This window comes from Anabaenopsis tanganyikae CS-531 (assembly GCF_029891675.1).
Taxonomy (GTDB): Bacteria; Cyanobacteriota; Cyanobacteriia; order Cyanobacteriales; family Nostocaceae; genus Anabaenopsis; species Anabaenopsis arnoldii.
Window position 1 is genome coordinate 1 of sequence record NZ_JANQDF010000056.1, and the last position, 14,213, is coordinate 14,213.

A 14,213-nucleotide genomic window follows, 5' to 3' on the forward strand; every position below is an offset into this window, starting at 1 on the left:
GTGGTCGGTGAGCGGAGTCGAACCGTGGTAGGTGAGCGGAGTCGAACCGTGGTCGGTGAGCGGAGTCGAACCGTGGTCGGTGAGCGGAGTCGAACCGTGGTCGGTGAGCGGAGTCGAACCGTGGTCGGTGAGCGGAGTCGAACCGTGGTCGGTTGGCTGTAACTCAGCTTTTAAACGCGTTAAATTAGTCGTAAACATAAATTCCGTCTATTTTCTACTAACTCAAATAGACTTGGAAGCCAAGGCACGGCGCGAGTCTTCCGGGGCTTTTTATTTCAGCCCATGGGAAGGTCGCAAGGAAGAATTAATTAACCGTGGTATTACGGCTGGTCGCCCCGGTATTACTACCACCCTAGCTCAGGACATAGAACCAGAGGCGATCGCCATCACCAGAGATGGTAATACAGCTTACATATCCTTACAAGAGAATAACGCGATCGCCGCCCGGACTTTATCCTACCACTCAGGAATTTTAATAAGCTGTTCTTTCATGGCCATCGGGCAGTAGCTGCAAGATCCCCGACTTCTGACATAATTAAGTATAGCTATGTATAATTTCTCCAGAAATCAGGTATCTGTGGGGGGATACAAGAGGCGATGTTAAATGCGATAGCGAAGCGCTACTGTAAGCAGATCGCCACCAAAGAAAGCGTTACAAAGCCATAAAAAATAAACCTTTGCGTACCTTTGCGTACCTTTGCGCCCCTTTGCGTTTAACAACAGATATTGTTTTTTTGTCTGTTCCCTGCTCCCCAAGATAAAAATTACCCGTTAAAAACCTATCAAACAAACTCTTAGTTATATGACAGCAAGAAAGATTCTTATTATTGGTTACGGTAACCAGTTACGCAGTGATGACGGTGTAGGGATATGGGTAGCCCAGGCTTTACAATCAATGGAGTTAGAGCAAGTAAAAACTCTAGCGGTTCACCAACTCACCCCAGAACTAGCCGATATTTTAGCTAATGTCGATTTAGCAATTTTTATTGATGCTTGTTTGACCACCCACAGCACTCAAGTGGAACTAGAATTAATTACACCCAACTCCGACCACATCATCACCACACACACCGGTAACCCTCCCGCTCTTCTGACTTTTACCCAGGCGGTTTATGGTTGTTCCCCCCGGTCTTGGTGGGTAAAAATTCCTGCAGTTAATGTTGATTTCGGCCATAAATTCTCAGCTGTCGCTCAAGCTGGATGTGCGATCGCATTAGAAAAAATTTCTACCCTTCTCAAATTTACCTATGCAAAATTCACTACCGAGAATTGACGCTCACGACATCCTGGGAACTCAAAAGCAAAACCCCCTAGATGCTATTTTTAAACCCAAGACAGTAGCAGTAATTGGCGCGAGTGAGAAAAAACAGAGTGTAGGACGTACCCTACTGTGGAACTTGATTAGTAACCCCTTTGGGGGTACGGTTTTCCCAGTTAACCCCAAACATCATAGTATTTTGGGGATTAAAGCTTACCCTACTGTCCTTGATGTACCTGAACCCATAGACCTAGCAGTAATTGCTACCCCGGCCCCCACAGTTCCCGGTATCATCAAGCAATGTGTAGCAGCGGGGGTTAAAGGTGCGATTATCCTCAGCGCCGGTTTTAAGGAAATTGGCACCCAGGGAGTCATTTTAGAACAGCAGATTCAGGCCGAAGCACAAGGTAAAATCCCCATTATTGGCCCTAACTGTCTAGGTGTCATGGCTCCCCTGACTGGTTTAAATGCTACCTTTGCTAGTAAAATCGCCCGTGGGGGAAATGTGGGCTTTATTAGTCAAAGCGGCGCTCTGTGTACTGCCATTTTAGATTGGAGTTTCCGGGAAAATGTCGGCTTTAGCGCCTTCGTCTCCCTAGGTTCTATGCTGGATATAGGTTGGGGAGATTTAATAGATTATCTCGGAGATGACCCGGAGACTAAAAGTATTATTATTTATATGGAGTCCATTGGGGATGCTGCTTCCTTCCTCTGTGCGGCTCGGAAAGTGGCTCTGACTAAGCCCATTATTGTCATCAAAGCCGGACGAACAGCGGCCGCAGCCCAAGCCGCTGCTTCCCACACCGGTGCTCTAGCGGGGAGTGATGAAGTGCTAGATGCAGCTTTTCGCCGTTGTGGGGTCTTGCGTGTCAATAGTATTTCTGACCTATTTAATATGGCGGAACTCTTAGCAAAACAACCCCGCCCTTCTGGACCACGGCTGACAATTTTAACCAATGCAGGGGGTCCGGGGGTATTAGCTACAGATGCTTTAATTGCAGCGGGGGGAGAGATTGCACCCATACCCAGGGAAACTCAAGCAGAGTTACAAAAAATACTACCGCCCCATAGTTCTGTGAGTAATCCCATCGATATCCTGGGGGATGCAGACCCACAGCGGTACTCCCAAGCCTTACAAGTGGCTTTAAATACCCCACAGAGCGACGGGTTATTAGTCATCCTCACCCCCCAAGCAATGACAGACCCGACTCAAACAGCCCAGATGTTGGCGGATTGTGTCCAGGATATCCAGCAAGCATCTGTGGTCGGTGAGCGGAGTCGAACCGTAAAAACTAAACCAATTCCCATCCTGGCCAGTTGGATGGGAGGAGAAGAGGTAGCAGAGGGACAAATGATTTTAAATAAACACCATATTCCCACTTACCCCTATCCTGATACTGCCGCTCGGATGTTTTGTTATATGTGGCAATCGAGTTACAATTTACGTGGTATCTATGAAACCCCCCTAATATCGGATTCTTCCACTGGAACGCCAGACCATAAAACTGTAGAAGCAACTATTGCAGCGGCTACAACAGCCCAACGCCAGATTTTAACAGAGTTAGAGTCAAAGCAGATTTTAGCAGCCTATGGTATTAATATAGTGCCCACAGAGGTGGCTTATAGTCCAGCAGCAGCGGTTAAATGCGCCGAAACTATTGGTTATCCCGTGGTGTTAAAGTTATTTTCCCACACTATTACCCATAAAACTGATGTGGGAGGTGTGCAGTTAAACCTAATGGACTCCACAGCTGTAACTCAGGCTTATAATTTAATTCGTCAGCAAGTAGAAGAGAAAGACTTTTTAGGGGTGACTGTGCAACCGATGGTAAAAACCACCGGTTATGAGTTAATTGTTGGTAGCACTGTAGATGCTCAGTTTGGACCGGTTTTACTGTTTGGTACTGGGGGTCAGTTAGCTGAGGTGTTTAAAGATTACGCGATCGCCCTTCCTCCTTTAAATACTACCTTGGCGCGGCGGATGATAGAACAAACACAAATCTATCAAGCACTTACAGGGGTGCGGGGGCGCAAAAGTATTGACATAGCGGCTCTAGAAAAACTCATGGTAGTATTTAGTCGTCTGGTTGTGGAACAACCCAGAATCAAAGAAATTGACATTAACCCTTTATTAGCTTCTTCTGAGAAGTTAATCGCCCTGGACGCGCGGATTATTCTCCATGACCCGGAAATCCCAGACCAGGAGTTACCCAACCCCCCCCTAACCCTAGAGATTCTAGAGAATTTGCGCTAAAAACTTTCGCGTCCGGGCTTCCTTGGGGTTGGTGAAAAAATCATCAGGTGTAGCTGACTCAATCAGGGAACCACTATCCATGAGAATTACTCGGTCAGCAACTTCACGAGCAAATCCGACTTCGTGGGTAACTACTACCATCGTCATCCCATCCCTAGCCAGGCTCCGCATTACATCTAATACTTCTCTGACCATCTCTGGATCTAATGCAGAAGTGGGTTCATCAAACAGCATAATTTTAGGTTTCATCGCTAAAGCACGGGCGATCGCCACCCGTTGTTGCTGTCCACCAGATAATTGTCCGGGATATTTCTGCGCTTGTGCTAAAATACCAACTCTTTCTAGGAGTTGCATGGCTAATTCTTCAGCTTTTGGCCTTGTCAACCGCCGCACCCAAATGGGAGCTAAAGAAATATTTTGCAGTACTGTTAAATGGGGAAATAAATTAAACTGCTGAAAGACCATCCCGACTTCTCGGCGAATCATTTCAATATTTTGCAAGTCATGGCTAAGGGTAATACCGTCAATGATAATTTTTCCCTGTTGGTATGTTTCTAAAGCGTTAAATGTGCGGATAAAGGTTGACTTACCAGAACCAGAAGGCCCCATCAAAACTACCACTTCTCCACGATTGACATCTAAACTCACGCCCTGGAGAGCATGAAATTTACCGTACCATTTGTGAACATCTTCAGCAACAATTATTGGTTGTAACTCTGACATAGGCTCTAAATTGGGAATCATTAGTAATATTGCTCTATTGACTAATATTTAATTGTCTTTCTAATCGTCTAGAGGCTAAGGACATCAAGTAACAAAATATCCAGTAAATTAATCCAATAAATAAATAAACTTCTGCATAGCGTCCCAGAAATTGGGGCTGCGCCAAAATAGAACGGGAAATACCCGTGAGTTCTACCAATCCCACCAGAGATAATAGGGAAGTGTCTTTAAATAAGCCAATAAACTGACCAACTATTGCTGGAATCACCGCCCGTAAAGCTTGGGGGAGAATAATTAAAATTACTACTAAAGGTGTATTCAGTCCTAATGCTTTTGCTGCTTCGATTTGTCCAATTGGGATCGCTTGCAGTCCGCCACGCACGTTTTCTGCCATGTAAGCAGCACTAAATAATACTAGTCCCGCAACTCCTCGCAATAACCGATCTAAACGCAAATCTGTGGGCAGAAATAATGGCAACATGACTTGGGCTAAGAACAAAATTCCAATTAGCGGTAGTCCTCTCACAATTTCAATGTAGCAGATGCAAAACCAACGCACTACAGGCAAATAACTGGTGCGTCCTAATGCTAGTAAAACACCAATGGGAAAGGAAAGTATTATACTAACCACTGCCATGAGTAATGTTAGTAATAAACCGTTCCAAAGGTTGGTAGATACCGGTTGTAAGCCAAATCCACCGCCAATTAGCCACAGAATTACGGGGAAGGACAACAACCATATTAGAGAAAGCCAAGGTGCTATTAGTTGATGAAATTTACCTCCTAACCAAAAACCTGTAACGAGCAAAACTGCAATCAACAGCAACCACAGGCGGGATGTCAAATCCCAGGGGAAAATCAGGCACAAGAATCCCGCAATCAAGGCATATGCAGCTTGGCGCTTTGTCAACTGTTGTTTACTAAAGAATACACCCACAGTGATGGCACTGAAGGTGGAAGCGATCGCCAGGACAATCCAAACTCGCCAGTATAAGGCTTGAGGAAATCTACCGACTAAAAATAAACGTAAATTCACCCAAATCACTGCCCATTGTGCTTGAGTAATTGCCCAATTCAGTAATCCCCATACCGTCCAAAACAACAGTAATAAGCAGATAACAGTTAATAAGCTGTTATACCAGCTACTAAAGAGGTTTTTACGTAACCAAGTGAGTTTAGTCATTAGTTATAGCACTACGCATACACGTTAGGACATCATAATTGTGGTTTTAAGGGAACAGGGAACAGGGAACAGGGAATGGGGAAATGTCCTAACACTTGTGGTTACTGCTATAGTGGTCATTGGTCATTGGTCATTGCTTCCTACTCCCTGCACCCTACTTATTTGATCTGCACTTGGCGGTTGAATAAGTTCATTGTTAGGGAAATAGTTAAACTTAGGGTGAGATATGTCAATATCAGTAGCAACATTACTTCTACGGCTCTCCCGGTTTGGTTAAAGGTGGTAGAGGCCACAAAATAAAGATCGGGGTAGCCGATGGCGATCGCTAAACTGGAATTTTTAGTTAAGTTTAAATACTGACTGGTCAGTGGCGGAAGAATTACCCGCAAGGCTTGGGGAAATATGACCAGACGCATAATTAATAATGGTGGAAGTCCTAGCGATCGCGCTGCTTCCCATTGCCCTTTTGGTACTGATTGAATACCCCCGCGAACGATTTCGGCAATAAACGCACCAGTGAAAAACACCAAACCCAGCAATAAAGCTGAAAACTCTGGAGATAAAGTAAACCAAGGCAGTTCTAGTCCATCTTGGCTGAGTCCCAAAAATCCCCAGAGGGAAATTTTCTCCTCTCTTGTGGGAAAACCTAAAAATACAGCAAAGTACCAAAATAATAATTGCAGCAGTAAAGGTGTATTGCGAAAAATCTCTACGTAAATACTCGTAATCTTTCGCAATAGCCAGTTATCAGAAAAACTCGCTATCCCGGCACTAATCCCTACAATGGTCGTGAAGAAAATACCTAAAATCGCCACCCGCAATGAGTTCACTAATCCTACCCACAAAGCGTAAGTGTAGGTATCAGTTGGTTGGTAATTCAGTAGGCTTTCACCAATCCCAAAAGAGGCTTGCTGCTGGAGAAAATCAAATCCTAACTGAATGCCTAATTGCTGCAAATTGCGGTGGAGATTACCCCACAGAATCATCACCATAACTGCTGCTAACAATACAGCCATCAGTTGTGCTACAATATTCCAAAACCGATAATCTCGCCATATAGGTGGTTTGGGATTAGCCATGAGTGATTTTCCCCTTTACCGAAACGGCGGCGAATAGAGTAATCCGCCCTTTGTCCATAGTTGATTTTGACTGCGAGGGAGATTCAGGTTAGTATTTGGACCTAGATTGCGATCGTAAATTTCGGCATAGTTCCCGACCTGTTTGACTATCCTGGCGGCGAAGTCGTTTGTTAAACCTAGTCCTTCTCCCAGGTTGCCTTCTGTGCCTAAAAAGCGTTTAATATCTGGGTCGTTACTAGTAGCCAATTGTTCCACATTTTGGGAATTAATCCCCAACTCTTCGGCTTTAATCAGGGAATAAACTACCCAGGTCACTGCACTAGCTAATACAGAGTCACCTTTAGCAACCGCTGGTGCTAGGGGTTCTGAGGAAATTATTTCATCCAGAAGGACGTTATCTTCTGGATTGGGTAGAGTGGTTCGCCGAGAGACTAAGGCAGAACGATCAGCTGTAATCCCATCACAACGCTTTTCAGCATAAGTGGCAAAAGTCACATTAATATCTTCAAAGACGATGGGCTTGTAGGTGATGTTTCGTTTCCGCATTTGGTCTGCTAAATTTTGCTCCGTAGTGGTTCCATTTTGAACACAGATGGTTTTGTCTTTCATATCTGTCAAGGAATTAATTCCACTATTTTTGCGCACCATGATGGCTTGACCATCGTAAAAGACAACGGGGGCAAATTCTAGACCGATGGAAGTAGCGCGGCTGAGAGTCCAGGTGGTGTTACGGCTGAGAACGTCTACTTCCCCTGTCTGGACTGCGGTAAATCGCTCTTGGGCGCTCAGATTGCGAAATTCTACTGCATCTGGGTTGTCAAATAAAGCAGATGCGATCGCTCGGCAGATATCCACGTCGATACCACTATACTTACCGTCAGTTTCCACAAAGCTAAACCCTGGGATTTGTCCACTGACACCACAAATTAGCTGACCACGACTTTTGATGCTATCCCAACGATTACGAGTTGTTTGTGTTCCGGGATTGTTGGCTGTGTTTGTTGTTCCTTCTGGGTTGTTACAAGCGGTAATAGCAAATATTAGGGGAGCGATCGCTAAAATTAACGCTGATCTTCTCATAAACTTCATGAATGCTGCACCTGACAAATTGTATTAGTGACTACAATATTTTTCTTGTAAATAAGTAGCTATTCGCAATATAAAACTTTTTGAGTACCTATGCTAAATATTCCTGGAATCTCAAATATTAATGTAGTCACTAAAAAATATTTCAAGGATGTTGCGTTTAAATGCTCACCATTGCATCCCCAGGCTATAAAGCCTTGGGGAATTAGGCGAGTTTAGTTAGAGATGAAACTGAATTACATTATCCAGCGGTTGTAAGAACTTGTTATTCACAACTTCCTGATACATCTTCAGGTCTGTTTCCCAGTTATCGATGATTTTAGCTAAAGCTGTTAAACCCTGTTTTTCGTCTTCTGGGTTGATGGGGTGTAAGCAATTAGCGGTAAATAATACAACCTTTTGTGAGGTTTGCTCTGCTAATTGCAGGAGTGCTTCGTTAATGTCTAGATTCATTTGTACCCCTGGTTGATTGTACATAAACTTCAGAGACGCTTGTACTGGCGTTGTACCGTATTCTAGCCATGGTCCGGAATTTAACAGGGTTCTGTATATATATTCCCGCGTTCCATTTTCTTGGTTATCAAATGGCGCATGACCCCGAAAGGTGATACTTATGCCTTTGTAGTTTACTTGTGGTAGGGTCTGAATATATTTATGAGCAATGGCTGGAATTTGTACTACTTGCGGTTGTCCTTGTACGGACAAAGGTTGTGCGAAAATAATCCGATTTAAGTCTGCTATGACTGTAATCCCATTTTGAAAGGTAACCTGGGCTGCACTGTTGGTCAATATTGGCGCTTTGGCTAATTCCCACTCACTGGGTACAATACCACTGTATTTGAGAAAGTCTGGGGTTAAAATGGTGGGGTTGTTTTTCTGCGCGGCGATCGCGATCGCCATTTCCTGTATATTTAACTTTGAATTCATCTGGAGTTGTGATATAATTGTTTACAGTCATGATTCAATGAATAGTATAACATTTTACCAAAAAAACTGCTAACTTGCTTTTAGCACTTCTTCCCAACTGCTCCTTTTTAAGGCAATAGATAACTGTCTTAATCTTTCACTCACTTCTAAATCAGATGTTGTTCCTTGCAAACTCTGGGGAATTTCGGCTAAAAGTAATGGGTTTCCTTGTAACCATTCATTAATAGCCACCCCTGTCCAAGTACCTTGTTTATCTCTGAAACTATCAACTAATCCCTTGAGTTCTTGAACACAATAGGACTCAAAACTGGCTGCATCAAAAATTGCCGCACATAAGTATTCTTCAAAGGCATTAATATCACTTTCCACTTCAAAACTTACGGCTTCTTGTGGTACAATAGGTTCCGTCATCCCAGATTTTGATAGTGTTACCTCTGTCACCCCTAACACCTTTTGGCGAGTTTCCGGGTTAAACAGCAAATCAGCACCATACTTTACATATCTTTTCAAAATACTATAACCAGGTTCCAATCCAGTATAATAGTTATCAACAATTTCAATATCTACTCCCAAACTTTTCACAATTTTATTGCGGGTATCACTGTTAACTGGACCGCGAATTAACACCTCTGCTACTGGACGCGCAAAGCGTAAAAATAACACACTTAAACTATTTTCTAACTTAGATAAAAAATAAGCTTCGGAATTTTCAATTAATCTAGCTTTAACTTGATCACTTCCCCATAATAAAGTGGTCATGTATTCCACTAACTTTAATGCTTCATTCTTTAATTCTAGAGCAAGTTCATGGGCAATTGTTGATAACACCCTGGTAATATCAATATATAAATCATCACGCCAAGCAAAATTAGCTTTCATGCGGTCAAATTCTGGATTGGAATTAGCCAAAAAAATAGTATCTTTCTTTCGCAATGTTTCCTCCCGCAGTTTCTGCATTTCGCTGTTGACAACTTGCAGATATCTTTGGCGGAATTTTTCTATTTTGGGTAAGGAGTCAGTAGTTAAATTCTCTAATGTGTTTCTAGATACATAATCTTCATAATATTGTTGTAAATCAGCTTTAATGCTTAACCATTTTTGATTCCACCATTCTGCAAATAAAACTCGTCGATTATTTTCTGCAAATAATTTTGCCTCCTCAGTATTTTCCGGGTGCTTCTGACCGACTAGATGATAAATTTGTTCAGAGGTGCTAATGATTTTATTCAGAGAAGCTTCACACCGTTTCTTTAAAATATTCACACGCTCATGATTAATATAATTAAAGATTTTCTCTTTAATAGCTGGGATACCAGTAGCATTGGTTTTGAGAATTTCTGCATCGGTAATCCCAGTTAATCGCTGTAAATGAGCTGCAATCATACCAGCGTCGCCAATTTCTAATTTAGTCTGTGATCCTGCTATATTATTTAAAATCAAATATGCACCAGCAGAACCAGAAACAAGACGTTGACTAGGTAAGTTCGCCCGTTTTGACCAGTCTTGAAATGCTTCTTGGATATGGGTTTCTAGTGCTTCAGGACTAGCTATAGAATCAATGCGACTGAGAAATACAAACAGTTTATCAGCAACGGTGACGTTTTTATCCCCTAGTTCCGTAAATTTGATGATTTCTAATTCCTTCTCTCTCAGACTAGTAAAGCGCTGTACCAAAATCACAGCGTCACAGTCTGATAACATTTCCTGTGCTTCATCAACGTGTTTTGCTAAACCTGAATCTAAACCGGGAACATCATAAAAAACAATTCCTTCAGCTTGTGCAAGTTTGTTAGTATAAAGTCTAGCTTCTAACACAGCATGAGCGTATCTTTCATCAGCTACATACTTTTTTAACAGTTCTTTAATATCTTCTAGTCTGGTAAATGGAAAAGTGCGATCGCCTTCCCTCCTCACTTGCTGTAAAGTTACTTGATTAGCGTGGATAGTATTCAGGTCTTCCTTTGCGTTGGCTTTTTCTAGTTCCGTGAGTAAGTTGGTAAATTCAGCTTCGGTTTTAGCTTGTACCTCTAGTCGTTGTTCAGACTCATTTGCAACGGAGTAAATTTGTGTAGTGGTAAATGTACATCTTCCTCCCTTTGCTGGGAGTAAGTCACATTCTAACCAAGCATTGACAAAGGTACTTTTTCCGGCTTTTTCTAACCCCACAACCGCAATCCGGAACTCCCGTTTTTGCAGTCTTTCCAACTGACGACGGGTGGGTTCTGCTTCTTGGATCAGAGTTTCTATTAATTTAGTAGGAACTTGTGCTTGGGGTAAATTAGCTAAACTCAAAGCGTGTCTTTGAATATTTAAAGCATCGCTCAGACGAGTTTCATAGTAGGAAGATGCTGTTTTCCAATCCATTTTGGCAAATCCTTTAAATCCTGTTAAATTCTTCTAAACCCAACACAGATAAATATTTAATACAAGCTATTTTGCGGATCACCCCTTGACCATGAGCAGGTAGATTACTTTTTAAAGTGTATGAGATTTGCTTCCCGATCATGTCTTGTCCATCAGCAATGTTAATTCTGATGTAAACTTCTCTTTGTTCACTTATATCTGTGATCTTCTCGTCGGTTAAATCTAGGTTCTCCTGGACGCTATCAGCTTTTTGATCATTAGTACACAGAAAATAGGAAGCATTACCTATCAAGTCCTTGATGTCAGCTTGATTAATAGGGTTATTGTTGGTAAATTTTCTCGCTACTGATGCTGGTACAACCAGACATAAAGATGCAGATTCACTCTTTTTTGGGGGAGTAGCAGGGGTTGGAGCAATCGGAGATTTTAATGGTAACTGTGTGTTTTCTCTATTTTTTAGAAATAAATAAACTAATAAAATTCCCAAGGCAATAATAATAATAATGAAGTACAAGTCTTCATTAATCATTTGCTCTCCGCTTGGACTCTGCGAAGTATTTTTGCTACTATTTAATAAGTTGTTTTTTATCAAATTACCTAACATATATAAATCATCTTTCAACTTAGAGTTACCTTCAATTCCCAAATCTTGACAAATTTGATCAGCTTGTGTTTTATCTGAATCAAGGATACGGTAAATTACCGCATATAAAACTCCCACTTTCTGACCCTTGATATGATCATACTCCTGAGCATACACTTGTTGATATTGTTGATATAGTTCTTTTAATTTTGATGGGTGCATATGATTGTATTTGAATTTATATGCAAAATCAACTTTTCACATTCCAACTTTGTCCTAAGCTATCAAAATCTTCAGAGAGGTTTTGAGCTTTTTCCTGCATAGGTACCCAGATATTTCTTTGTTTTTCATAATCTAGAGTAGTTTCTTGGTGTGCTTTATCCAGTCTGGCTTGATAACGGTCAATAATATCATTCTGAATTTGAGATACGGTTTTTTTTAAACAATTAATTTGTGTGATTAACCAAGTGGCGATTTTATTGACTATTTCTGCTTCTTGCTGTTTCGACTGAATAATCCAACTGGTCAGCAAATCTTCTACACTAGGTATTGCCGCATTATCACTAGAACGGGTTTGATATTCAGTTTCATAAAAAGTTTTTTCCCATATCCATAGAGTATACCAGAGTCTTTCTTTTTTTTCTACCTTGATTTCTTCTTCCCAAGTTCCTTGATGAATAGGAAAACCAGCTTGAAAGCAGAAATTAAATGTCAATTGGTTAGCGTCAACTTTAATCAGTTGTCCTTCTGGGAATTTGATGGCTATATGGGGGGCTTGATTATTGGCATTTTCTTCAATATAAGCCAAATGACAACGGAATAATTCAGAAACTGAATTGTAAATTCTCTCTACCACCTGTTGGGAAACTTGCTTTAATACATCTTGCAAAATAACGTTTAAATGTATAGCTAGTTCATTTAGTCCCTCATTGATCTGTTGGAGTCCTTTTTTCTGTGCTTCTGTCCTCGCTTCCATATTTTTGCCTTCTTTAGCTAGGGAACCTGTATAACCCAAGTTAATTAAACGCTGTAAATTTTTTGAGAGTAAATTCACGCTTAATACATTGGCTCGTTTCAAGTTGGGAGTGTCTAAATCTACCTTTCCGGTTTCTAAAGACTTTGCAACTGCTTCTAATACTTGGTTAATTCCCTTGTTCAATTCCGGGAAGCATCCGTATATGGGGAATAATTTCTCTCCTAATTGATTATAAGGTGCCTGTGCTTGCAGTTCCCCAATTACCTTTTTGATGTGATTAACTAGGTCTTCTGTTGATTCCCCTGCTGAAACCTGTTTAACTTTTATTTCTAGGTCTTCGCAGGGTTTTTTAAGCTGTGCATCACTTTCTTCAAGTAATGACTGTAGCGCTGACCTGGTTTGTGATATCTTTTCGCACTCTTGTTGATATTGTTCCTCAGAACTATTAACAATAGCGGTTGTTGTTTGTAAAGACCACTCTCTCACAGCATTTCCAGCAGCTATATTAAACCGTTCTATGATTTGAGGGATGACTAACTGAGGGAAATGTTGATTAATATGTTTTCTTAAGTTATCGTGAAATTCCTGTCCATAGGATTTTTGCCATAATGCTTGCGCCACTCTGTTTTTGTCGTGAACAGACCATTTTTGAGTGTTCCGGGGCAAATCTTCTAATATATCTTCAATTAATACACTAAAATAGTTATCCGCCTTTTTACACGCTTCACCGCTGTAAATAGTATCAAAACTTTGCATTTGCAGGGATAACAAGGCGGGCCATGTACTTAATTTGACTACTTCTAAATTTTCGATTTCCTCTGAGTATTCCCTTAGCTGCTGGGTTAACTCCCTTTTAATATTAGCTATGGTGCTTTCACAAAAGCGATTTTCTGTTTCTGGCCAGTTTTTATCGGTGCGGAAAACATCGATTCGATTCAAAGTAAATAGCATTCTCGCGGGAGAACCGCCTAAATCTTTGACCTGCTGTACTACTTCTTGTAGTAAACTATGTACTTTTTGGGAATCTGTCTCTGCGCTGTTATAGGTGACTATACACAGAGCCTCGCGACACTGTTTAATCACATTAGCGTTACCCTCATCACCCACGTAAGCTAAACCGGGTAAATCCAGAATTCTCACGGTGGTACCTTGTGGTAGTTCCCATTGGGAGTCGTTTAAAAGTCTAATGGGGTAAAAAATTTTAGATTGTGGACAAGCTAAGTTGGGTTGTGTTTCTCGGTTTTCGATATAAGTGATCATCGCCTGGTAGAGACGCTGATAAATTTTCTCTTCAGTAATACCCTTCCATTCTCCACACTCCCACAATGCGCCTGGGGTTTCATAGATGACTAAAGACTTTTGTGGATTGTATTCAATAGTCACAGTACCAGCACTCATTTCACTCACCGCTACTGGTACAATTTCCGCTCCGCAGAGTAAATTAACTAAGGTGCTTTTACCGCTGCTGGTGGTTCCTGTGGTAGCTAGGGTAAGAGTGGGATAACGCAGTTCATTCACCAGTTGATTTAAGGCTGTTTCCAGGTTATGTGACAGTTTTTCTATTTCCGGTAGATATGTCTCTGGTAAGTGCTGGCAGATTTCTATGTGAAAATTATTCCAGCATTGAGCCAGTAGTTTGGCTTTAAATTCGATAGCTTCAAATACCTCGTAGACTTGATCATTCATATTATTTTGTATTTATTTGTACAATTGTTGTACTTTCTTAGTGTAGCGTATTGGTAGCCTAAATCTCTATATGCTCAAAATTTCATCATTTCTT

12 protein-coding genes are annotated in these 14,213 nt (G+C 41.4%); 3 read left to right on the forward strand and 9 right to left on the reverse strand.

The window, feature by feature from the left end; all coding sequences use genetic code 11:
- Positions 1-198: hypothetical protein (locus tag NWP22_RS05595; RefSeq protein ID WP_280801614.1), on the reverse strand; the 198-nt coding region annotated here is incomplete at its 3' end.
- A 34-nt stretch (positions 199-232) separates the two neighbouring features.
- Here NWP22_RS05595 and NWP22_RS05600 point away from each other — a divergent pair.
- The 3 genes from NWP22_RS05600 (at position 233) to NWP22_RS05610 (ending at position 3,512) form a co-directional block, all read left to right on the forward strand.
- A complete protein-coding gene (locus NWP22_RS05600) occupies positions 233-508 on the forward strand; it encodes a hypothetical protein (RefSeq protein WP_271734944.1) in 276 nt (91 codons plus the stop codon).
- A gap of 294 nt (positions 509-802) precedes the next feature.
- Positions 803-1,273, forward strand: a complete 471-nt coding sequence (locus NWP22_RS05605) for a hydrogenase maturation protease (RefSeq protein WP_271734943.1) — start codon at positions 803-805, stop codon at positions 1,271-1,273.
- Positions 1,248-3,512: an acetate--CoA ligase family protein gene (locus NWP22_RS05610; RefSeq protein ID WP_342393869.1), complete on the forward strand. Its 2,265-nt coding sequence runs from the start codon at positions 1,248-1,250 to the stop codon at positions 3,510-3,512. Before NWP22_RS05605 ends, NWP22_RS05610 begins: the two co-directional genes overlap by 26 nt.
- Here NWP22_RS05610 and NWP22_RS05615 read toward each other — a convergent pair.
- The 8 genes from NWP22_RS05615 to NWP22_RS05650 form a co-directional block, all read right to left on the reverse strand.
- Positions 3,495-4,235 carry an amino acid ABC transporter ATP-binding protein gene (locus NWP22_RS05615; RefSeq protein WP_271734968.1) on the reverse strand — a complete coding sequence of 247 codons (741 nt, stop codon included), beginning with the start codon at positions 4,233-4,235 and terminating at the stop codon, positions 3,495-3,497. The genes NWP22_RS05610 and NWP22_RS05615 overlap by 18 nt on opposite strands.
- 34 nt (positions 4,236-4,269) lie before the next feature.
- A complete protein-coding gene (locus tag NWP22_RS05620) occupies positions 4,270-5,418 on the reverse strand; it encodes an amino acid ABC transporter permease (protein WP_280801615.1) in 1,149 nt (382 codons plus the stop codon).
- 158 nt (positions 5,419-5,576) lie between these two features.
- The gene (locus tag NWP22_RS05625; RefSeq protein ID WP_271734941.1) at positions 5,577-6,497 is read right to left on the reverse strand and encodes an amino acid ABC transporter permease; all 921 of its coding nucleotides are present in this window, start codon (positions 6,495-6,497) and stop codon (positions 5,577-5,579) included.
- 15 nt (positions 6,498-6,512) lie between these two features.
- A complete protein-coding gene (locus NWP22_RS05630) occupies positions 6,513-7,577 on the reverse strand; it encodes an amino acid ABC transporter substrate-binding protein (RefSeq protein WP_271734940.1) in 1,065 nt (354 codons plus the stop codon).
- 225 nt (positions 7,578-7,802) lie between these two features.
- Positions 7,803-8,510, reverse strand: a complete 708-nt coding sequence (locus NWP22_RS05635; protein WP_271734939.1) for a hypothetical protein — start codon at positions 8,508-8,510, stop codon at positions 7,803-7,805.
- 69 nt (positions 8,511-8,579) lie between these two features.
- Positions 8,580-10,874, reverse strand: a complete 2,295-nt coding sequence (locus tag NWP22_RS05640; protein ID WP_280801616.1) for a dynamin family protein — start codon at positions 10,872-10,874, stop codon at positions 8,580-8,582.
- 13 nt (positions 10,875-10,887) lie between these two features.
- Positions 10,888-11,679, reverse strand: a complete 792-nt coding sequence (locus tag NWP22_RS05645) for a hypothetical protein (protein WP_271734936.1) — start codon at positions 11,677-11,679, stop codon at positions 10,888-10,890.
- Positions 11,680-11,707: 28 nt separating this feature from the next.
- Positions 11,708-14,119 (reverse strand): dynamin family protein, encoded by a 2,412-nt coding sequence (locus NWP22_RS05650; RefSeq protein WP_271734935.1) that lies wholly within the window; start codon positions 14,117-14,119, stop codon positions 11,708-11,710.
- Positions 14,120-14,213: the final 94 nt, after the last annotated feature.